At 74.1% G+C, this 19,062-nt stretch carries 18 protein-coding genes; 16 read left to right on the forward strand and 2 right to left on the reverse strand.

From position 1 onward, the window contains the following. Positions 1-32: 32 nt before the first annotated feature. Positions 33-1,439, reverse strand: coding sequence for a serine/threonine-protein kinase (locus O7625_RS21230; protein ID WP_282340908.1), 1,407 nt, complete (start codon positions 1,437-1,439; stop codon positions 33-35). A gap of 403 nt (positions 1,440-1,842) precedes the next feature. Between O7625_RS21230 and O7625_RS21235 the strand changes: the two genes are divergently transcribed. The 9 genes from O7625_RS21235 (at position 1,843) to O7625_RS21275 (ending at position 9,417) form a co-directional block, all read left to right on the forward strand. After that, a complete protein-coding gene (locus O7625_RS21235; RefSeq protein ID WP_282340910.1) occupies positions 1,843-2,466 on the forward strand; it encodes an RNA polymerase sigma factor in 624 nt (207 codons plus the stop codon). 16 nt (positions 2,467-2,482) lie between these two features. After that, positions 2,483-3,256, forward strand: a complete 774-nt coding sequence (locus O7625_RS21240) for a hypothetical protein (RefSeq protein WP_282340912.1) — start codon at positions 2,483-2,485, stop codon at positions 3,254-3,256. A gap of 147 nt (positions 3,257-3,403) precedes the next feature. Then, entirely contained in the window at positions 3,404-4,639 is a 1,236-nt protein-coding gene (gene egtA / locus O7625_RS21245) for an ergothioneine biosynthesis glutamate--cysteine ligase EgtA (RefSeq protein ID WP_067310373.1), read from the forward strand. Continuing rightward, the gene (egtB, locus tag O7625_RS21250; protein WP_282340916.1) at positions 4,636-5,973 is read left to right on the forward strand and encodes an ergothioneine biosynthesis protein EgtB; all 1,338 of its coding nucleotides are present in this window, start codon (positions 4,636-4,638) and stop codon (positions 5,971-5,973) included. The genes egtA and egtB overlap by 4 nt, the downstream gene beginning before the upstream one ends. A 16-nt stretch (positions 5,974-5,989) precedes the next feature. Beyond that, on the forward strand, positions 5,990-6,730 hold the full coding sequence (egtC, locus tag O7625_RS21255; RefSeq protein WP_067310367.1) for an ergothioneine biosynthesis protein EgtC: 741 nt from the start codon (positions 5,990-5,992) through the stop codon (positions 6,728-6,730). A 98-nt stretch (positions 6,731-6,828) separates the two neighbouring features. After that, complete coding sequence (gene egtD / locus O7625_RS21260; protein WP_282340917.1) at positions 6,829-7,800, forward strand: L-histidine N(alpha)-methyltransferase; 972 nt, start codon at positions 6,829-6,831, stop codon at positions 7,798-7,800. Positions 7,801-8,105: 305 nt separating this feature from the next. Then, a complete protein-coding gene (locus O7625_RS21265) occupies positions 8,106-8,693 on the forward strand; it encodes a TMEM165/GDT1 family protein (RefSeq protein WP_089003911.1) in 588 nt (195 codons plus the stop codon). Between the two features lie 39 nt (positions 8,694-8,732). After that, the gene (locus O7625_RS21270) at positions 8,733-9,110 is read left to right on the forward strand and encodes a DUF1622 domain-containing protein (RefSeq protein ID WP_282340918.1); all 378 of its coding nucleotides are present in this window, start codon (positions 8,733-8,735) and stop codon (positions 9,108-9,110) included. A gap of 103 nt (positions 9,111-9,213) precedes the next feature. Beyond that, positions 9,214-9,417, forward strand: coding sequence for a hypothetical protein (locus O7625_RS21275; protein WP_067310354.1), 204 nt, complete (start codon positions 9,214-9,216; stop codon positions 9,415-9,417). Between the two features lie 48 nt (positions 9,418-9,465). Here O7625_RS21275 and O7625_RS21280 read toward each other — a convergent pair whose 3' ends face one another. Continuing rightward, positions 9,466-11,355, reverse strand: a complete 1,890-nt coding sequence (locus O7625_RS21280; RefSeq protein WP_282340920.1) for a nucleoside-diphosphate sugar epimerase/dehydratase — start codon at positions 11,353-11,355, stop codon at positions 9,466-9,468. Between the two features lie 191 nt (positions 11,356-11,546). On the opposite strand from O7625_RS21280, the gene O7625_RS21285 reads away from it, so the two are divergent. From O7625_RS21285 to O7625_RS21315, 7 genes are all read left to right on the forward strand, one after another. After that, positions 11,547-12,998, forward strand: coding sequence for a polysaccharide biosynthesis tyrosine autokinase (locus O7625_RS21285; RefSeq protein ID WP_282340921.1), 1,452 nt, complete (start codon positions 11,547-11,549; stop codon positions 12,996-12,998). Positions 12,999-13,083: 85 nt separating this feature from the next. Beyond that, complete coding sequence (locus O7625_RS21290) at positions 13,084-14,307, forward strand: glycosyltransferase family 4 protein (RefSeq protein WP_282340922.1); 1,224 nt, start codon at positions 13,084-13,086, stop codon at positions 14,305-14,307. Between the two features lie 105 nt (positions 14,308-14,412). Continuing rightward, positions 14,413-16,197, forward strand: coding sequence for a DUF4012 domain-containing protein (locus O7625_RS21295; protein ID WP_282340923.1), 1,785 nt, complete (start codon positions 14,413-14,415; stop codon positions 16,195-16,197). 12 nt (positions 16,198-16,209) lie between these two features. Beyond that, positions 16,210-16,839, forward strand: a complete 630-nt coding sequence (locus O7625_RS21300; protein WP_067310349.1) for a hypothetical protein — start codon at positions 16,210-16,212, stop codon at positions 16,837-16,839. Between the two features lie 79 nt (positions 16,840-16,918). Next, a complete protein-coding gene (locus O7625_RS21305; RefSeq protein WP_282340925.1) occupies positions 16,919-17,230 on the forward strand; it encodes a MazG-like family protein in 312 nt (103 codons plus the stop codon). Positions 17,231-17,642: 412 nt separating this feature from the next. Continuing rightward, positions 17,643-18,236 carry a hypothetical protein gene (locus tag O7625_RS21310; RefSeq protein WP_282340927.1) on the forward strand — a complete coding sequence of 198 codons (594 nt, stop codon included), beginning with the start codon at positions 17,643-17,645 and terminating at the stop codon, positions 18,234-18,236. A gap of 403 nt (positions 18,237-18,639) precedes the next feature. Continuing rightward, on the forward strand, positions 18,640-19,062 hold the full coding sequence (locus O7625_RS21315; RefSeq protein WP_282340929.1) for a protein phosphatase: 423 nt from the start codon (positions 18,640-18,642) through the stop codon (positions 19,060-19,062).

A 19,062-nucleotide genomic window follows, 5' to 3' on the forward strand; every position in this document is an offset into this window, starting at 1 on the left:
GGTATTTCCGGGTGCCCCGGATCCGGAGCGGGTCAGGTGCCGGCCGGCGGCGGATTGTTGCCACCCCCGCCGCCGGAGTCGGCCGTGGTCGGCGGCGGGTCCACCGGAGTGGGGGCGGTGGTCGGCGGCGGGTCCACCGGGGTCGGCGCGGTGGTCGGCGGCGGGTCCACCGGGGTGGCCGGGGCCGACTTGGTCGGTGCCGGCAGGGACGAGCCGCCCGGCAGCGGCGTCGGGCTGACCGACACCGACGGTGACGGCTTCGTGTTCTGGTATTCCGGGCGGTTGGTGCGGTCCGGCTCCTCGGAGCCGGTCTCCTCGACGACCGTGGGGACCGCGCTCTGGTCGGTGGGCGCCACCGCCGGCCCGGTGTTGCGGATGTTCGGCGTGCCGCTGTCGAGCGACTTCGTGGCGCCCAGCGCGGCACCGAGCGCGGTCAGCGCCACCAGCACCGCGGCCAGCGCGCCGACCAGGGAGCCGCGGCGGTTGCGCCGGGCCTCGGGGCCGACCACCGTCCGCGGGGCGCGGGACGGGTCGACGCGCGGGCCGTTCGCCCCGGACGGGTCGCGCAGCGACGGGGTCACCAGGGCGGTCAGGGCGGCGGTGCCGTCTCCGGTGGCGGCGCGGGCGGCGGCGGCCATCTCGGCGCCGGTGGCGAACCGGTCCGCCGGATCCTTCGCCAGCGCCCGCGCCACCAGGGCGCGGACCGGCCCCGGAATGTCGGCCGGCAACTCCGGCGGCTCGTCGTCGAGGTGCCGCACGGCCACCTGGAGCGGATTGTCCCCGGTGAACGGCGGCTGCCCGGTCAGGCAGCAGTGCGTCACCGCGCCGAGGGCGTAGATGTCGGTGGCGGCCGAGACCGGCCGACCGGACGCCTGCTCCGGCGCCATGTAGAGGGCGGTGCCCGGCACCGCGTTGGTGCTGGTGATGCTCGTCACGTTGGTGGAGCGGGCGACCCCGAAGTCGACCAGCACCACCGTGCCGTCCTCCTGCACCAGCAGGTTGCTCGGCTTGACGTCGCGGTGCACGATCCCGCCGGCGTGCGCCGCGTGCAGGGCCTGTGCGACCTGCGCCACGATCGACATCGTCTCGGCCACGTCCAGGTGGCCGGCCGACTCGATCCGCCGGGACAACGGCTCGCCCTCGACGAACTCCATGACCAGGTAGTCGGCCCGGGTGCCGTCGGCGAGGCGGTCCTCGCCACAGTCGAAGACCTGCACGATGCCGGGGTTGCGCAGCGCGGCCATGATCCGCGCCTCGGAGCGGAACCGGGCGATGAAGTCAGGGTCCGAGACGAGCGCCGGCAGCAGTACCTTCACCGCCACCTGGCGGCCGAGCACCAGGTCGGTGGCCCGCCACACATCGCCCATGCCGCCGGTGGCGACACGTTCGTCCAGGCGGTAGCGACCGCTGAGCACGAGCTCGGATGACAACACCCCCATACCGTACCCAGGGTCCTCCCGTCCGGCAGATGCCGATATCCCTTCCGCGTCCTCGCCGGGCGACCCGCCCAGGTCCGCCCGCCGAAGCGGCTGGCGTTGGGTGGTCGGTGGACCACTCGCCGTCACCGGCGACCCGGCCGGATCCCTCCCGCCCGACCGCTGCGCCGTCGACTTGCCTCCACCGGCGGTGTGCTCCTAGTGTTGGCCGCCCTGCTGCCCGTACCGCGTCGCCATCGACGACGCCGTATTCTCGCGGCGGTGTGCGGACGGGTCCTCGGCCTGCGGTGCCGGGGTGTGATCGGGGTCAGCGGGGGACTGAAGGTGCGCGAGAGGAACCGCCTGCCGGGCTGCGGCCCGCGTCCGTCCGGCAGCGGGCCGGTCGGCCGGTGGGAGCGGTACGACCATGACCGATGACCTGGCCGCGACGGTCGCCGCGGCGCAGGCCGGTGACGAGGAGTCGTTCCGGTTGCTCTACCGGAGCCTCCAACCGGGCCTGCTGCGCTATCTCACCGCGCTCGTCGGCCCCGACGCCGAGGACGTCGCCTCCGAGACCTGGTTGCAGATCTCCCGGGACCTGTCCCGGTTCACCAGCGGCGAGTTCCGCGGCTGGGCGGTGACGATCGCCCGGAACCGGGCCATGGACCACCTGCGCCGGCAGCGTCGCCGCCCGGCGCTGCCGGTCCCGGTGCAGGCGCTCACCGACCTCGCCGGGGACGCCGACACCGCCGAGCGGGCCGGCGAGACGATCGGAACCGAGTCCGCGCTGGCCCTGATCGCCACCCTGCCGCCCCGGGAGGCCGAGGCGGTGCTCCTGCGGGCGGTGATCGGGCTGGACGCCCAGACCGCCGGACAGGTGCTCGGCCGGCGACCGGGTGCGGTCCGGACGGCCGCGCACCGCGGGCTGCGCAGGTTGGCGGCGTTGCTGGAGCGGCGCGACGCGACGCAGCCCTCCGACGACGAACGGGCCACCCCGCCCCGACCCCGGCCGGCGCCGCACGCGTCCCGGGCCGAGCCGGCGGACGGCTGACGTGAGGGGAAACTGGATGAACTTCCGCCGGTCGGCCCGGCCCGGTCGGACGGTGGACCGGGCCGAGGCCGAGCGGTTGCTCGATTCGACCGCTCTCGGCGTGCCGTCGTCCGCCGACGATCCGCTCGCCCGGCTCCTGGCTGCTGCCGCCGCCCCGGCCCGGCCCGGGGAACTCGCCGGTGAGCAGGCGGCGATGGCGGGTTTCCGGGCCGCGCGGGGCGCCGCCGCCCCGGTGCCCGGCCGGCGGCGGCGTCGACTGACCACCGGAGTGGTGGCCTGGATCGCCGGGCTGGCCGTCACCGCCACCGCCGGGGTGGCGTTCGCCGCCGTCACCCTCGACGACCGGCCCGCCGAGCGCGCCCCCGGACCCGTCCCGTCCGCCTCGGACACCGGGTCCACCAGCCCCACCCCGCACCGGCCGGACGACCCGTCACGCCGGCCCACGGCCGCACCGGGAGGCGTCTCCCCGGGCACCGCCGTCCCTCCCGCCACCCCGTCCCACGGTAAGCCGACCGGCAACGGCGGATGGACCGGGCAGTGCCGGGCCTACCTGGCCAAGCCGCCCGAGCAGCGGGCGAAGGCGCTGACCAAGCCCGGTTTCGCCGGCCTGGTCGCCGCCGCCGGTGGACCCGAGCGGGTGGAGGAGTACTGCCGGGCACTCGTCCCCGACCGTCCCGCGCCCGGCCCCGCCACCGGTGGCCCCAAGGGCGGTGCCGGTCCCAAGGGCGGCACCGGCCCCGGCTCCGCCGGCGGCCCCGGCGGCACGCCCAGCCCCGGCCCGAAGAACTAGTCGACCAGGCTTCGCGGAATGTTTCTTTTCCCCGGGCCTGCGGTATCCGTCCGTTAGACAGAGGATGGAGGGACGGGGGCGGTCTCCACCGCCGGCCTGCCCGGCCGGCCGGTGGGGTCGGATCCCCTGTCGGGAGGGGGTCGCACCGTGGTGACATCGCCGGAGCTGGACCGGTCGATCGTGCTCGGCGAGGTGTCCGGCGCCGCCGGACATCTCGCCCGGATCTGCTTCAAGACCGGGCCGCCGACCCTCACCGGCGTCGAACTGGAATGGACCGTCCACGACGCCGCCGACCCCGCCCGGCCACTGGACCGGGCGCGGCTACGGGCGGCACTCGGGCCGCACAGCCCACCCACCCTCGACGACACCAGCCCGGCCCGCCCCCTCCGGCACGGCAGTACCGTGACCGTCGAGCCCGGTGGCCAGGTGGAGGTGTCCACCGCGCCGCGAACCTCGGTCGCCGCGCTGGTCTCGGCGACCCAGGCCGACATCGACGAACTCGACGCCCTGCTCGGCCGGGCCGGGCTGGTGCTCGGGCGCAGCGGCATCGACCCGTGGCGGAACCCGCGCCCGGTGGTCGACACCCCGCGCTACCGCGCCATGCGTTGCGTGTTCGACCGCCGCGGCCCGGCCGGGCAGACCATGATGTACAGCACCGCCGGTCTCCAGGTCTGCCTCGACGTCGGGGAGCCGGCCGGGCTGCCCGACCGCTGGGCGGCGGTGCACGCGATGGGACCGCCGCTGGTGGCGGCGTTCGCCACCGCCGACCGGCACGCCGGCCGACCCACCGGCTGGGCCTCGGCCCGGATGGCCGCCTGGCTGGACATCGACCCGGCCCGCACCGGGCCGGTCTGGTCGGCGCACCAGCCGGACCGGGATCCGGTGGCCGCCTGGACCGAGTACGTCCTCGCCGCTCCGCTGCTCTGCCTGCGGCACGCCGGCCCGGACTGGACGCCGCCACCGGGGGTCACCTTCGCCGACTGGATCGCCGGAGCGCTGCCGTTCCCACCCACCACCGACGACCTGGACTACCACGTCAGCACGCTCTTCCCGCCGGTGCGTCCGCGCGGCTACCTGGAGGTCCGCTACCTCGACGCCCAGCCGGGCCGGGACTGGACGATCCCGCTGGCCGTGCTGACCGCGCTGCTGCACGACGACCGGACGGTCCGGGCCGCCCGGGAGATCGCCACCCCGGTGGCCGACCGCTGGCACCGCGCGGCACGGCACGCCCTGGCCGATCCACCGCTGGCCACGGCCGCCGCTGCCCTGCTCGACCTGGCCCGGCGGAACCTGCCGGCACTGGACCTGCCGGCCCAGACCCACGACGAGATCGACCGCGGGATCCGGCGACGGATCGCCGCCGCGGAGAGGGGGAACCGGTGACCACCACCGAGCAGCCGGGCACCGAGGCCGAGTCGCTGCGCAGCCGGATCGCCGCCGAACTGGCCCGCACCCGGGCCCGTACCGACGCGCTCACCACCGCCGTCGACGACAACGACCTGGTCCGCCAGCACTCCACCCTGATGTCCCCGCTGGTCTGGGACCTCGCCCACGTGGGCAACCAGGAGGAGCTCTGGCTGGTCCGCGACGTGGGTGGGCGGACGCCCGTCCGCCAGGACATCGACGACCTGTACGACGCCTTCAAGCAGCCCCGCAAGGACCGGCCGGCGCTGCCGCTGCTGCCCCCGGCCGAGGCGCGGGCGTACGTGGCGACCGTCCGGGACAAGGTCCACGACCTGCTGGAGGGGATCCGGTTCACCGACCGGGCGCTGGTTGCCGACGGGTTCGTCTTCGGCATGATCGTGCAGCACGAGCAGCAGCACGACGAGATTATGCTCGCCACCCACCAGCTCCGGGCCGGCCCGCCGGTGCTCGACGCGCCACCGCCCCCCGAGCCGCGGGCACGGGTCGCCGCCGAGGTGCTGGTGCCGGCGGGACGGTTCACCATGGGCACCTCGACCGACCCGTGGGCGTTGGACAACGAACGGCCCGCCCACACCGTCGAGCTGCCCGCGTACGTCATCGACGCGGCGCCGGTGACGAACGGGGCGTACCGGGAGTTCATCGCCGACGGCGGGTACGACGATCCGCGCTGGTGGAGCGCGGCCGGCTGGCGGCACCGCACCGGGGCCGGACTGACCGCGCCGATGCACTGGCGACGTGACGGCGACGGCTGGGCCTACCAGCGGTTCGGCCGGTGGGCGCCGGTCCGCGACGACGAGCCGGTGGTGCACGTCTGCTGGCACGAGGCGCAGGCGTACGCGAGCTGGGCCGGCAAACGGCTGCCCACCGAGGCGGAGTGGGAGAAGGCGGCCCGCTGGGATCCGGCGACCGGCCGGTCCCGCCGCTGGCCGTGGGGCGACGACGAGCCGACCGCCGAGCACGCCAACCTGGGGCAGCGGCACCTGTGGCCGGCGCCGGTCGGGGCGTACCCGGCGGGGGCGTCGCCGCTCGGCGTGCACCAGCTCGTCGGCGACGTCTGGGAGTGGACGGCCAGCGGCTTCCACGGCCACCCCGGGTTCGCCGTCTTCCCCTACCGGGAGTACTCCGAGGTGTTCTTCGGCGGGGACTACCGGGTGTTGCGCGGCGGGTCGTTCGGCACCGACCGGGCGGCCTGCCGGGGCACCTTCCGCAACTGGGACCACCCGATCCGGCGGCAGATCTTCAGCGGCTTCCGCTGCGCCCGTGACGCCCGGCCCGAGGAGGCCCACGGGTGACCGGCGGTGTCGCCTGATGTGCCGGCACCTGGCGTACCTCGGACCTGCGGTGACCCTGCGGGCGCTGCTCTACGACCCGCCGCACTCGCTGGTGCGGCAGTCCTGGGCGCCGCGGGACATGCGGGGCGGCGGGACGGTCAACGCGGACGGCTTCGGCGTCGGTTGGTATCCCGGCACCGCGACCCCGGTGCGGTACCGGCGGGCGGGCCCGATCTGGTCCGATCCGACCCTGCCCGAGCTGGCCGCGGTGACCACCGCCGGCGCGGTGCTGGCGGCGGTGCGCTCCGGCACGGCCGGCATGCCGGTGCAGGAGAGCGCCGCGGCGCCCTTCGCCGAGGGGCGGTGGCTGTTCAGCCACAACGGGGTGGTGCGCGGCTGGCCGGACTCGGTGCTCGGGCCGGCCGGTGCACTGCCGGTGCGGGACCTGCTCACCCTCGACGCGCCGACCGACTCGGCGCTGCTGTGGGCGCTGGTCCGGCACCGGCTGCGGGCCGGTGCGTCGATGGACGAGGCGGTCACCGCGACGGTACGGGAGGTGGCCGCCGCGGCACCGGGTTCCCGGTTGAACCTGCTGCTCACCGACGGGGTGTCGGTGGTGGCGAGCGTGTGGGACCACGCGTTGTCGGTGCGGGTCACCTCCGGGGCGGTGCTGCTGGCCTCCGAGCCGGTGGACGACGCGCCGGAATGGCGGGAAGTGCCGGACGGGCGGTGGGTGCGGGCCGGGCCGGACGGCGTGCGCCTCGGCGCACTGGGGTGACCGGGCACGCCTCGGCGCTCGAAGGTGACCGGGCGCGCCCCGGCGCAATGGAATGACCGGGCGGAACGGGACGATGTCGGCGCAGGAGAGGGGAACTGATGAGCGCGGAACCGCTGGAGATCTACCTGGAGGAGCGGGACCTCGACCGGGCACTGCGGTCCGATGTGCGGGACGGGCTGACCGCCGATCCGAAGTGGCTGCCACCGAAGTGGTTCTACGACGCCCGGGGCAGCGAGTTGTTCGAGGAGATCACCCGGCTGCCGGAGTACTACCCGACCCGGGCGGAACGGGCGGTGCTCGCCGCCCGGGCGGCCGACGTCGCGGCGTCGACCGGGGCGAAGACGCTGATCGAGCTGGGCTCCGGTTCGTCGGAGAAGACCCGGCTGCTGCTGGACGCGTTCACCCGGCAGGGCGGGCTGGGCACCTTCGTGCCGCTGGACGTGTCGGTGAGCGCGCTGCGGCAGTCCACCGCGCAGATCGCCGCCGACTACCCGGCGTTGCGGGTACGCGGCATCGTCGGTGACTTCACCCGGCAGCTGGACCGGTTGCCGACCGGCGGCCGGCGGTTGGTGGCCTTCCTGGGTGGCACCATCGGCAACCTGCTGCCGGCCGAGCGGGCCGGCTTCCTGGCGGCGATGCGCGCGGCCCTGGAGCCGGACGACCACCTGCTCGTCGGCACCGACCTGGTCAAGGACCCGGCGGTGCTCGTGCCGGCCTACGACGACGCGGCCGGGGTCACCGCCGAGTTCAACCGCAACGTGCTCCGGGTGGTCAACCGGGAGCTGGCCGCCGACTTCGACCCGGCGGCGTTCGCCCACGTGGCGGTCTGGGATCCGGCCCGGGAGTGGATCGAGATGCGGCTGCGGGCCAGCCGTGCGATGCGGGTGCGGATCGCGGCGCTCGGGCTGAGTGTCGACTTCGCCGAGGGTGAGGAGCTGCTTACCGAGGTGTCGGCGAAGTTCCGGCCGGAGGGGATCGGGGCCGAGCTGACGGCGGCCGGCTTCGTGCCGGCGGAGTTCTGGACCGACCCCGACGGCCTGTTCGGGGTGACGTTGGCGCGGGCCTGTTGAGCCACGCCGGCCGGTGGGCGTCACCCGACCGGCCCGCCGGTGGGTGGGGGTGACGCCGCGCACCCGGCCCGCCGGCGGGTCGGGGTGACGCCGCGCACCCCGGCCCCGGGGCGGCGGGCCGGTCGGCTAGGCTGGCGGGCGCGAAGGGGAGTAGCCCCCAATGTCGTGGTCGACACACTGGTGCGTTCCGCACCCGGCCACGCGGCCCCATCCCCGGATGGGGCGGGCGAGACCTTCGACTCAGGCTGTCGCAGCCGGGTCGAGGGCGCCCCATACCTCTTCCCGGCCTGATCGGGAAGGTTCTCATGGACGGTTTTCTCGTCGCGCTGGTGGTCAGCTTCGGCGTCATCTTCGTCGCCGAGCTGGGGGACAAGTCCCAGCTGATGGCGCTCACGTTCGCCACCCGGTTCCGGACGGTCCCGGTGCTGATCGGCATCACCGTCGCCACCGCGATCGTGCACCTGGCCTCGGTGGCGATCGGGGTGGGCCTGAACGCCGCGTTGCCGACCGGGTGGATCTCCCTGGTCGCCGGTCTGGCGTTCCTCGGCTTCGGGGTCTGGACGCTGCGCGGGGACAAGCTCACCGAGGAGGAGAAGCGCAAGGCGGAGAAGACCGGCAAGTCGGCCGTCTTCGCCGTGGGCGTGGCGTTCTTCCTGGCCGAGCTGGGCGACAAGACGATGCTCGCGACGATCACCCTGGCCACCAAGTACGGCTGGTTCGGCACCTGGCTCGGCTCGACGCTGGGCATGGTGGCCGCCGACGCGCTGGCCATCCTGGTCGGCCGGCTGCTCGGCCGGCACCTGCCGGAGCGGACCATCCGGTACGGCGCCGCGGTGCTCTTCGCCGTCTGCGGTCTGTGGCTGATCCTGGAGGCGGTGCGGGAACTGTCCTGAGCACCGACTAGCGGGTCCGGGGGCGGGTAACGCCCCGCGGTGAGGCTGGACGAGCTGCTGCGGCACGGTGACCTGGTAGCGGTGGGGGTGGTGGAGGCGCTCGGCGCGGGGACCATCGTCGCCGGTGCGCTCTGGGCGGCGCTGCGGTGTGTGGTCGAAGGGCTCAGGCACCGCAGCGCCGCCGTGTTCACCCCGATCCGGCTCTCCCTCGGCCGGTTCCTGACCCTCGGCCTGGAGTTCCAGCTCGCGGCGGACATCCTGCGTACCGCGGTGTCGCCGAGCTTCGCCCAGCTCGGTCAGCTGGCGGCGATCGCCACCATCCGGACCGCGCTGAACGTCGTGCTCCGCCGGGAGATCAGCCACGAGCGACGGCAGCTCCATGCCGGGGCGGCCGGGGGCACCGGCGATCCGCGGTGACCGTCCCCGCCGCCGACTACCGACCCCCGGCGGGGGGTAAGACAACCAGGCCCCCACCGGGGCGAGCAGGGCACGAACCGGACGTGACGGGAAGGATCCCGCTATGCGGCGACACGACGAGCCGAACGAGTACGGCTTCGCGGGCGGGGCGACCGCCCCGCAGACCCCGGCGGACGCCCGCCCCGACGAGCAGGACCGGGCCGAGGCGGTGGCGGTGCCGGGGGACGACCTGACCGAGCCGGTCGCCGAGGCACTGCAGGAGACGGAGCCGGACGGGCGGGATCCCGCGCCGCGGCGCGGCCGGTGACCAGCGTCCGCCCGGCACCCGCGCACGGGGTGCCGGGCGGACGCCCGGTCAGCGCGGCGCCGGCAGCGCCGAGAGCCGGGCGGCGTCGTCGGGCCGGGCGGCGTCGTCGAGCCGGGCACGGCTGCGGTCGCAGCATGCCGCCAGCCGCTTGACCAGCTCCTCCGGCTCCCCGTACGGGTCGAGTCCGGCCAGTTCCGCGGGGGCCAGCGGGGGCACCCGGACGTGGGAGATGAGCGGGTGCAGCGGGCGGCTGTCGATCTCGTCGACGCCGAACAGGTCCTCGTGCAGCTTCTCCCCGGGTCGCAGGCCGGTGAAGACGATCTCGGGTGGCTTCGGCGCTTCGGCGGCCAGGCGCTGGGCCACCTCGGCGATCCGTACCGGCTCGCCCATGTCCAGCACCAGCGCCTCGCCGCCCCGGCCGACGACGGCGGCCTGGAGGACCAGGTGCACCGCCTCCTGGAGGGTCATGAAGTACCGGGTCACGTCCGGGTGGGTCACGGTGATCGGGAGCCCGGCCCGGACCTGGGCCTGGAAGGCGGTGAGCACCGAACCCCGGCTGCTGAGCACGTTGCCGAACCGGACGCTGAGGAACGCGCCGTCGTACCGGTCGGCGTAGTGCGCGGTCAGCCGCTCGGTGATCCGCTTGGAGTAGCCGAGCACGCTGATCGGGTTGGCCGCCTTGTCGGTGGAGATGTTCACGAACTCGGCGACGTCACGGCACGCCTCCAGCACGTTCACGGTGCCCTGGATGTTCGTCTTGATCGCCTCGCCCGGGTGCCGTTGCAGCAGGGTGAGGTGCTTGAGGGCGGCGGCGTGGAAGACGATGTCGGGCTGCCGCTCGGCGATGATCCGGGTGATGGCGTCGGCGTCGCGGATGTCGGCGAGGATCAGCTCCGGGCCGTCCAGCAGGGCCCGGCCGTGCAGGGACATCTGCAGGGCGTGCAGGGCGGACTCGTCCCGGTCCAGCATCATCAGCTCTCCCGGGTCGCAGCGGGCGATCTGCCGGCACAGCTCCGAGCCGATCGACCCACCGGCCCCGGTGACCAGCACCCGGCGTCCGGCCAGGCCGCTGCGCTCCACGGTCAGTTCGGCGACCCGCTGGGCGCGTCCGAGCAGGTCGGTGAGTTGCAGGTCGCGGACGGCGTCGGCGGTGACCGGGCGGTCCAGCAGCTCCCGGACAGGAGGCAGCACCTTGAACGCCGCACCCGACTGGAGGGTGCGGCTGCGGACGTCCCGCATCAGCGCGGCGTCCGAGCCGTTGATCGAGAAGATCACCGTGCTGGCCCGGGTACGCCGGACCGCCTGGGTCAGCTCGTTGCGGCCGCCGAGCACCCGTAGCCCGGCCACCCGTAGCCCCTGCCGCTCCGGGTCGTCGTCGAGCAGGCCGACCGGCAGGTAGCCGCTGGCGGGGTCGCCGAGCAGCACCCGGATCAGGCGTTCGCTGGCCGCGTCCACCCCGTAGATGAGCGTCCGGTCGGCCGAGCGGGCCGGTCGGGCGTCCCGGTCGCGGCGCCACCGGTAGAAGACCCGGCCGCCGCCCATCGCCAGCAGCGCGACGGCCGCGCCGAGGACCGGGACGCTGGCCGGGACCGGTCGGTCGGTCATCGGCAGCAGCGCGGCCAGGGCGACCACAGCGGTCATCAGCACGATCCCACCCAGGTCGCGTGCGTCACCGACGCTGCCGACCGGGTGCCGACCCCGGGCGGTGAAGCGGACCTGTTCGAGCGCCGCGTGGACGACGGCGCAGACTCCGGCGGCGCCGAGGGCCGACGCGCACTGGCGCGGCGTGATGCCGAATTCGTACCGGGCCCAGGACGCGACCAGGAAACCCGCGCACCAGGAGGCGGTGTCGAGCGTTAGCAAGGACAGGGTCTTCGCACGCCGGGTGACCCAGTCGCGTCGGGTGGTGGAGTCGGTGAGGGGGTCGGTGTGATCCATGGGCGTCCTCTACGTTTTGTCCCGTTATTGAGATGATTCACCGTGAGCACGAGGTTTCGATCGTATACATTGCGTTTGCCGCTTAACAGGCTACTTGCAGGGTTTAGATACTCTCATGTGCTTATCAGAACCTAGGGAGACTTCGTGCTTTTTCACCGGCTAGCCGTTCCGCCGCCGGAACGGAGGGCGTGATGGACGTCCGTACCTGCCTGCGCCTGGTCCGCCGACACTGGTGGATCGTCCTGGTCACCCTGATGCTCACGGTCGGTGCCGCGGCCCTGGTCACGGTCCGTACGCCGCCGCGGTACATGGCGTCCGTGACCTTCTTCGTCACCGCCCCCAGCCAGGGCGTCACCAACGCCTACCAGGGCGAACTCTTCCTCCAGCAGCGCGTGAAGTCCTACGCCGACCTGCTGCGCAGCGACCGCCTGGCGCAGGCCATGGTCGCCGACAACTCCCTCGGTCTCACCGCCGACGACATCCAGCACCGGGTGGCCACCTCGACCGAGACCGGCACCGTGCTGCTGCGCGCCAACGTCACCGACACCGACCAGGCCCGCGCCCTGAAGACGACGGAGGTCCTGTCGGCGAAGTTCGTCGAGCTGGTCCAGAAGATCGAGACCACCTCGGACGGCAAGGCCGGCCCCACCCGGCTCGAGGTGGTCGGTGGCCCCCGGGTCAGCGCCAGCCCGGTCGCCCCGCAGCCGAACCGCAACATCGCCCTCGGGGTGCTGGTCGGGCTGCTGCTCGGCGCGGCCCTGGCGGTGCTGCGCGGCATGGTCGACGTCCGGCTGCGGGACGCCGCCGGACTGCAACGGGCCACCGGTAGCCCGCTGCTCGGCGACATCCCGTTCGACGTGGCCGCCAAGGCGAAGCCGTTGATCGTCGGCGAGGCGTCGACCTCCGCCCGCGCGGAGGCGGTCCGCAAGCTGCGGACCAACCTGCGGTTCGTGGACGTGCACGAACCGGCCCGGGTGATCGCGGTGACCAGCGCGTTGCAGGGCGAGGGGAAGACCACGCTCTCCTGCAACCTGGCGATCGCCCTGGCCGAGGCGGGCTGGCGGGTGCTGCTCGTCGACGCCGACCTGCGTCGCCCGAAGGTCGCCGACTACCTCGGCATCGACGGCGGGATCGGCCTGACCGACGTGCTCGTCGGCGACGTCCAGGTCGGTGACGTGGTGCAGCGCTGGGGCGACAAGTCCCTGCTGGTGTTGCCCAGCGGGTCGACCCCGCCGAACCCCAGCGAGCTGCTCGGCGCGAAGGCGATGGCGGATCTGCTGCTGGCGCTCCGCGAGTCCGCCGACATCGTGGTCATCGACACCGCGCCGCTGCTGGCCGTCACCGACGGCGTGGTGGTGGCCGTGCAGGCCGACGGCGCGTTGCTGGTCACCCAGCAGGGCCGCACCTCGCGGGCGCAGGTCGCCGCGGCGGCCCGCTCCCTGCACTCGGTGTCGGTGCGGCTGCTCGGCTGTGTGCTCAACATGGCCAAGGTGGCCCGGGTCGACGCCTACCAGTACGAGGCGTACCGGGTGGCCACCACCACGCCGTCCGTCCCGGCGGACCGCGCCGCCGCCCACCGCGGCGACCAGGACCTGCACCCCGTCGAGGACCGGACGCAGGAACTCACCCGGCTGTCCCAGTGAGTGCCGTCGCGGTTTCCGTCGCCGACGTCCGGTCCACCGCCCGGTGGGGTGGGGCGTCGGCGGCGGGGCGGGGGAGCGGGTGGCGATGAGGATCGGGATCCTGTCCTACCACTTCCCGCCGGAACCGGCCTTCATCCCCGGCAGCCTGGCCGAGGAGCTGGCCCGTCGGGGGCACGAGGTCCGGGTGCTGACCGGGTTCCCGGACTATCCCGGTGGTCACGTCTACCCGGGCTGGCGGCAGCGCTGGCGGCACCTGACCCGCAGCGAGCGGTTGACCGTGCGCCGGGTGCCGCGGTACGCCGGTGGGGACGCCTCGCCCGCCGCCCGGATGGCCGGCTATCTCTCCTTCGCGGGCAGCGCCGCCCTGGTGGGACGGCGCTACCTGGCCGACGTCGACGTGCTGTACGTCTTCCAGCTCCCCGCCACCACCTTCGCCACGGCCGGGTTGCTGCGGCTGCTCGGCCGGGTGCCGACGGTCCTGCACGTGCAGGACCTCTGGACCGGGGAGGGGGCCGCCGGGGAGGAGGGGCAGGGCCGGGTCGCCACCACGATGCGCCGGGTGCTGCGCGCCGCCGACGCGGTGGCGGTCACCGCACCTTCCATGCGGGACCTGGTGCTCGCCGACGGGGTCGCCGGTGAGCGGGTGCACACCGTACTCAACTGGACCGACGAGCGGATCTTCCAACCGGTGCGCCCCGGCCGGACCGCCTGGGAGCTGGTGCGCCGGGACGCCCGCTGCGTGGTCATGCACGCCGGGACGATCGGCGTACGCCAGGGGCTGGAGACCGCGGTCCGCGCGGCGGCGGCGCTCGACGACCGGATGGATCTGGTGCTGGTCGGATCCGGGGCGCAGGAGCGGCGGGTCCGGGGGCTCGCCGCGGAGCTGGGGGCCGGCAACGTCCGTTTCCTGGAGCGGCGCTCGCCGACCGACATGCCCGAGCTGTACGCCGCCGCCGACTACCAGCTGGTGGCCCTGCGTGACCTTCCGGAGCTGCACGGGACGGTGCCGAGCAAGGTGCAGTCCGCGCTGGCCTGCGCCGCGCCGCTGGTGGCCTCGGCCGGGGGTGACACCGCGGCGCTGGTGGAGCGGGCCCGGGCCGGGCTCTCCTGCCCGCCGGAGGACTGGGCCGCGCTGGCCGACCGGTTCTGGCTGGCCACCACGATCCCGCCACCGGCGCGGGCGGAGATGGGCCGGCGGGGGCGGGAGACGTACCTGCGGGAGATGTCGCTGAGGGCCGGGGTGGACCGGATCGAGACGCTGCTGACCCACGTCGCGGCGACCGCCGGCCGGCCGGATCGTGCCCGGTAAACCGACTTAAAGCGGCAAAGAACCTGTTATCAATCTAGAGCACCGACATTCGTGCTAGAAACCTCATGAACGGTCATTTCCCCCGAAGTAGGAGCGGAGTGTGGCGTGGCAGAGAGCCATGGGTCACGACGTGGTCGACGCCGGCTGCGCCGGCGGACCCGGCGGCGGGTCCGTCGCGTCCTGCTGGTCGGCCTGGTCGTCACGGCCGTGCTGCTCGGCGCTGCGGGATGGGTGGGGTTCCGTGGCTGGCAGGCGCGGGCGCACCTGGTCAACGCGGCCGGGCTGGCCCGGGAGCTGAGCACCCAGGTGCTGGCCGGCGACCTGGACCGCGCCCAGCGCACGCTGGCGGCGTTGCAGGAGCAGGCCGGCGCGGCGCGGGCCGCCACCGGCGACCCCGGCTGGTGGGTCGCCCGGCACGCCCCGTACGCCGGGGACGACGTGGCGGCGGTACGGAGCATCGCGGTCGCCATCGACGACCTCGCCCGGAACGCCTTCCCGGTCCTGCTCCGTACCGACCTGGCCACCCTGGTGCCGACCGAGGGGCGGCTCGACCTGGCCCGGTTGCAGGCCGCCTCGGCGGGCCTGACGGAGGCGGACGCCGCCGTCCGCAGGTCCCGGGTCGATCTCGACGCGGTACCCGCCGAGGATCTGGTCAGCCAGCTCCGCACCGCGCTGGGCGAACTGCGCACCGAGATCGACCGGCTGGCCGGCCTGACCGGCGCGGCGCAACGGGGTGCCCGGGTGCTGCCCGCCCTGCTCGGGGCGGACGGACCGCGCAGCTACCTGCTGCTCTCGCAGAACCTCGCCGAGCTGCGGGCCACCGGCGGCATGTTCGGCGCGTACGCGGTGATCCATGCCGACGACGGGCGGATCCGGCTGCGGGAGCAGGGCACCAGCGCCCAGTTCGGTCGTTTCACCCCGGCCCTGCCGGTGGCCGAGGAGGTGCGCCGCATCTACACCGACCTGCCCGGCATCTATCCCGCCGACGTCAACCTCACACCGCACTTCCCGACCGCCGCGAAGCTCTACCGGGAGATGTACCGACGGCACAGCGGCGAGACCGTCGACGGGGTGCTGGCCGTCGACCCGGTGATGCTCTCGTACCTGCTCCAGGCCACCGGCCCGGTGCGGGTGCCGGGCGACGCCACCCTGGTCAGCAGTCAGGTGGTCCGCACCCTGCTCAGTGATGCCTACCAGGGGCGGGACGACAGCGGACAGGACGCCTTCTTCGCCGCCTCGGCGTCCGCGGTCTTCGACGCCTTCCTCACCAAGAAGGTCAACCCTAGAGGGCTTTTGTCGGCTTTAGACCGCTCCATCACTGAACGGCGGATATTGTTCTGGAGTGCCCGATCTGAGGAGCAGCGGACGTTCCACGACACCCGGCTCGCCGGCGTGCTTCCCGAACAGGAGGCCGCACCGACCGTCGGGGTCTTCCTCAACGACGGCAGCGGCGCCAAGCTCGGCTACTACCTGCGGCCGGCGGCCACCCTCACCATGGGTGACTGCGCCGACGAGGGGCGGCGGCAACTCCGGTTGCGCTTCACCCTGCACTCCTCGGCCCCCGACAGCGGGCTCAGCAAGTCGGTGCTCGGTCTGGCCAAGGCCGACGACCCGTACACCGCCCGGACCCTGGTGTCCATCTACAGCCCGGCCGGCGGCACGGTCCTCGGCGCCCGGCTGGACGGGAAACCGACCTCGCTGGGCAGCGGGACCGAACGACGCCGGCAGGTCGTCATCGCGACCGTCGACGTCGCGCCCAACGCCACCCGAACCCTCGACGTGGACCTGCTGACCAGCAGGAACACCGCCGGAACCCCTGACATCTGGCACACACCGACCGCCACCCCATGGACCACCCAAGTAGTTCCCGCACCTAGCTGCAAACAGTAGGAGGAGACCATCATGCGGCTATCCCGCATTCTCATGGCGCTGACGGTCGGTCTGGCCATCGTGGCCGTGCCGACCGCCGCGGGGGCTGCTCAGCCGCAGCCACCCGCCGACAGCACGCCGCAGCCGCCACCGTACCCACCCGTCACGCCCTCGCTGACGGCCAACCCGACGACCATCTTCCTCGGCGAGACCGTGGTGCTCACCGGCACCGGCTTCGGGCCGAACGAGATCGTCGACATCGACGTCACCGTGGCGCCCCTCGCCGCGGCCGTGCCGGGGCAGGCGCCGGCCCGACGCAGCGACGGCACCACCGTCGCGATGGTGAAGGTGGACTATTCTCAGCCGCAGCCCGCGCCGCGGCACTTCACGGCGCAGACCGACGCGAACGGCAACTTCACCGTGAGCTACCGGCCGAGCGACGTCGGGCGGCTCACCTTCACCGCGACCGGGCGTACCTCGGGTCGCACGGCCAGCACGACGATCACCGTGCTGCCGAAGAAGAAGCACCCGCACCTGCCGGTCACCGGTGACAACCTGAGCACGCCGCTGAAGGTCGGCGGCGGGCTGGTCGGTGCCGGTGTCGTGCTGATGCTCACCGCCTTCGGGTGGCGGCGTCGCCACCGGTTCGGCATGACCCGCTGACCCGGATCACTCCGGTACGCGAAGGTGCCCGCCGGCCCCGCTGGGGCCGGCGGGCACCCGTGTCCGGTTGACTGGGCGGATGGACGAGGTGATCTGGAACGCGGCCCGTGCGGCCCGTGCCTGGCTGGACGCCGCCAACGGCACCGACCGGACCGAGCTGACCTGCCGGATCCTCAAGCTCAGCGAGGAGGCCGGCGAGGCGGCCGGGGCGTGGATCGGCGTCCTCGGCCAGAACCCCCGCAAGGGCGTGACGCACAGCCACGAGGAGGTGGCCGCCGAGTTGGCCGACGTGGTCTTCACCGCCCTGATCGCCATCGAGAGCCTGGGGCTGGACGCCCGGTCGGTGGTGACCGCCTGCGCGGCGAAGGTCGAGTCCCGGATCGCCCGGTGACCCCTGCGGTGGTCCGACGGGCGGTGTGCCCCGGGGGATCCTGCGCCGGATGCCGGATATGGTGGGTTATGACCGGCTCGCCGTGACCGGCGGCATCCCCGGGCCGGAATCCCGGCCGGGCCGACGGCGTTACACCCTGCGTACGACCGCAGCAGCATCCCGCCCGGCAGATCCCACCCCCGCCCGGCAGGTCCCGTCGCCCCCGGTGGAATGACCCGGGGCCGGCGGTCGTTACACCTGACTCGGCACGAGTGGCCGCCCCCAGGGGCAGGCCCCGCCGCACCCCCGCACCCCACCCCCGCATGAGCGCCCGACGTGGTGCCTACACCCGCCGCGCCAGTCCCCCGGGACAGGCGCACCCCCGACCCTCGCCGGCCGGGAGCCAGGGTGTCGACCCCCGAAGGAGCCCCCCATGAACACCACCATCCTGCGTAAGACCGCCCTCGGCATCGCCGGCCTCGCCTTCACCGGCGGCATCCTCGCCGGCCCCGCCACCCACGCCCACGCCACCACCCCCACCACCGGCGTCACCACCACCGTCCAAGCCGACAAGCCGGCCGTGGACAAGGACAAGCTGATCCCGCACGGTGTGCAGGGCGAGCAGTCCCGCATCGACCTCGACGACGAGCAGACCGCCAACGTCAAGGCCATCATCGCCGCCACGAAGAAGGCGGGCATGGACGAACGCGCCGCCGTGGTGTCCATCGCCACCGCCCTGCAGGAGTCGAAGCTGGAGAACCTCGGCCACCTCGGCGACCGCAACGACCACGACTCCCAGGGCCTGTTCCAGCAACGCCCCTCCTCCGGCTGGGGCACCGTCGAGCAGATCACCGACCCCGAGTACGCCACCACCGCGTTCCTCAAGGGCCTCAAGCAGGTCGACGGCTGGCAGGACATGCCCCTGACCAAGGCCGCCCAGACCGTCCAGGTCTCCGCCTACCCCGACCACTACGCCCAGTGGGAACAGCAGGCCGCCGACCTCGTCACCGACCACTGGAACAGCTGACCGCACACGACCACCCGCACGACACCGACGGCCGGCACCCCCACCCGGGGTGCCGGCCGTCGGCGGGTCGGCACCGGCCGGACCGGTGTCCGGCGGGCCGGGAGGGTGACCGACCGCCCACTCCATCCCCAGCTCGGCGGCGGCCACCGCGCCGGACCGGTGGTCGGCGGGCGGGGAGGGTGACCGGGGTCACCGCGGCGCGGGGAAGGAGCCCGCGGGGTCCGGCGTTGTGCAGGGTGTCGATGTGTTCGGTGTCCCCGGGCCTCATCTGAACCGCCCTCGCGGAGTTCCGTCCGGCTGGAGCCGCGTTGCGCCACGCGCCGAGAGGCGACCCGCACGTCGACACGCGCCGCCCCCGACCCACCCGGGTCGGGGGCGGCGCGCTGTGTGCGTACCGGGCAGAATGACCGGTGTGGACTGGTCCAGCTCTCCCGGTGTGGTGACGTTGCCCAGTGGCGTGACCGTTCGCGGCCGGCGGGTCGCCGACGTGGTGTCGCCCGCCGACTTCGCTCTGATCCTGGCGCCGGGGCCGACCCCCGACTGGCCGTACCGGCGCATCCGGTGGCCGGACTTCTGGCTGCCGCTGGACCGCGCGGACGCCCTGGACGCCCTGGGCGAGGCGCTGCGCGGCGCGCACGACGGCCGGCGGGTGGAGGTCGCCTGCCGGGGCGGGATCGGCCGGACCGGCACCGCCCTGGCCGCCCTGGCGGTCCTCGACGGGCTGCCGGCCCGGCAGGCGGTGCGCTGGGTGCGCGACCACTACCACCCGAAGGCCGTGGAGACCCCCTGGCAGCGGGCCTGGCTGCGGCGGCTCCCCACCCCCTGA

The organism is Micromonospora sp. WMMD714 (genome assembly GCF_029581315.1).
In the GTDB taxonomy this organism is placed as follows: Bacteria; Actinomycetota; Actinomycetes; order Mycobacteriales; family Micromonosporaceae; genus Micromonospora; species Micromonospora rifamycinica.

Bases quoted from the DNA above. Each gene is read 5' to 3' on its own strand.
- O7625_RS21280 (WP_282340920.1), bottom strand. From the start codon at position 11,355: ATGGATCACACCGACCCCCTCACCGACTCCACCACCCGACGCGACTGG.
- O7625_RS21235 (WP_282340910.1), top strand. From the start codon at position 1,843: ATGACCGATGACCTGGCCGCGACGGTCGCCGCGGCGCAGGCCGGTGAC.
- O7625_RS21285 (WP_282340921.1), top strand. From the start codon at position 11,547: ATGGACGTCCGTACCTGCCTGCGCCTGGTCCGCCGACACTGGTGGATC.
- egtD (WP_282340917.1), top strand. From the start codon at position 6,829: ATGAGCGCGGAACCGCTGGAGATCTACCTGGAGGAGCGGGACCTCGAC.
- O7625_RS21310 (WP_282340927.1), top strand. From the start codon at position 17,643: ATGAACACCACCATCCTGCGTAAGACCGCCCTCGGCATCGCCGGCCTC.
- O7625_RS21230 (WP_282340908.1), bottom strand. From the start codon at position 1,439: ATGGGGGTGTTGTCATCCGAGCTCGTGCTCAGCGGTCGCTACCGCCTG.
- O7625_RS21300 (WP_067310349.1), top strand. From the start codon at position 16,210: ATGCGGCTATCCCGCATTCTCATGGCGCTGACGGTCGGTCTGGCCATC.
- O7625_RS21290 (WP_282340922.1), top strand. From the start codon at position 13,084: ATGAGGATCGGGATCCTGTCCTACCACTTCCCGCCGGAACCGGCCTTC.
- O7625_RS21315 (WP_282340929.1), top strand. From the start codon at position 18,640: ATGACCGGTGTGGACTGGTCCAGCTCTCCCGGTGTGGTGACGTTGCCC.
- egtC (WP_067310367.1), top strand. From the start codon at position 5,990: ATGTGCCGGCACCTGGCGTACCTCGGACCTGCGGTGACCCTGCGGGCG.
- O7625_RS21275 (WP_067310354.1), top strand. From the start codon at position 9,214: ATGCGGCGACACGACGAGCCGAACGAGTACGGCTTCGCGGGCGGGGCG.
- O7625_RS21240 (WP_282340912.1), top strand. From the start codon at position 2,483: ATGAACTTCCGCCGGTCGGCCCGGCCCGGTCGGACGGTGGACCGGGCC.
- O7625_RS21265 (WP_089003911.1), top strand. From the start codon at position 8,106: ATGGACGGTTTTCTCGTCGCGCTGGTGGTCAGCTTCGGCGTCATCTTC.
- O7625_RS21305 (WP_282340925.1), top strand. From the start codon at position 16,919: ATGGACGAGGTGATCTGGAACGCGGCCCGTGCGGCCCGTGCCTGGCTG.